Origin of the sequence: Phytobacter sp. V91, from assembly GCF_965644225.1 — a bacterium.
Lineage (GTDB): Bacteria > Pseudomonadota > Gammaproteobacteria > Enterobacterales > Enterobacteriaceae > CBFFRJ01.
Genome location: NZ_CBFFRJ010000275.1, coordinates 1 through 1,234 on the forward strand (window position 1 = coordinate 1; position 1,234 = coordinate 1,234).

Sequence of the window (1,234 nt, forward strand, 5' to 3'; positions counted from 1 at the left end):
GGCGTATCTGGAAGGCGGTAACAGCCTCACATCTACCGCACGCCAGTTCGGCTGTCCCGAGCCCTCTCTTCGTGCCTGGGTCAGCGCTTATGGTTTTCATGGCGAGGCTGCACTTCAGCCTTCACGCCGTTCTTACTCCAATGATTTTCGTCTTCAGGTCGTCCAGACCATGCAGCGCGAACATCTCTCGGTGCGAATGACCGCTGCACGGTTTAATATTCCTGATCATAAAACAGTCAGTTGCTGGGTCAGACGCGCAGCAAGCGGACAGTTAACGCCAGACAGTCAGGAGAATAAGCACATGCCCCACAAGCCCCCACATCGCGATAAACCGCCTGAGGAAATGACACCGGAACAACTGGTCGATGAAGTGCTTTACCTGCGTGCCGAAAAGGCTTATCTGGAAAAGCTGGACGCCCTGATGAAAGAAAAAGCGCAAAAGGGAAAGAAAAAGCCTTCATCGTCAGGGCGCTGATCTCCGAACACCGACTGTCCCACTTGCTGGAAGCGGCCAGGCTTGCGCAAAGCACATGGTATGACCGTCAAAAGCGCGATGCCCGTCCGGTTATCCAGGACCCGATATGTGAACTCATCATATCAACGGCAGTCAGTCATAAACGGCGTTATGGCTACCGGCGGGTGACAAATGAGCTGAAGGCACAGGGCCACTGCATAAACCATAAAAAAGTATCCCGTCTGATGGGAGAGCTGGACTGCCAGGCGCTGACACGCAGGAAAAAATACCGGGGCTGGCAGGGGTACGCTGAACTGGAGCCCGTCGACAATCTGTTAAACAGGGACTTCAGCGCTGATACGTCGGGAGTGAAACTGGTAACAGATGTGACGGAGTTCCGTGTGGGCAGCGCGAAGCTGTATCTGTCTGTGGTGATGGATCTTTACAACAGGGAGATAGTGGCGGTAAGTATGGCATCGCGTCCGGCGTATATGCTGGCGGAAAAAATGCTGGATGTCCTGCTGAGTTCAGGCAATGTCAGGCAGGGAGCAGTTCTGCACAGCGACCAGGGCTGGATGTACAGGATGCGTCAATGGCGAAGCCGGCTGGAGAAATATGGGATCCGCCAGAGCATGTCGCGACGGGGTAATTGTCTGGACAATGCGGCAATGGAGAGCTTCTTCGGGGTCCTGAAAACGGAGATGTTCTGCGGAATAAAGTATGAAAGCGTGGCGGAACTGGAAATAGCGACAGGGGAATACATCCGCTACTACAATCACG

At 54.1% G+C, this 1,234-nt stretch carries 2 protein-coding genes; both read left to right on the top strand.

Annotated elements, in window-relative coordinates:
- Positions 1-475, top strand: a 475-nt coding sequence (locus ACSZO4_RS25595) for a transposase (RefSeq protein WP_437891889.1), incomplete at its 5' end; no start/stop codon positions are given.
- Positions 476-489: 14 nt separating this feature from the next.
- On the top strand, positions 490-1,234 hold a 745-nt coding region (locus ACSZO4_RS25600; RefSeq protein WP_437891890.1), incomplete at its 3' end, for an IS3 family transposase.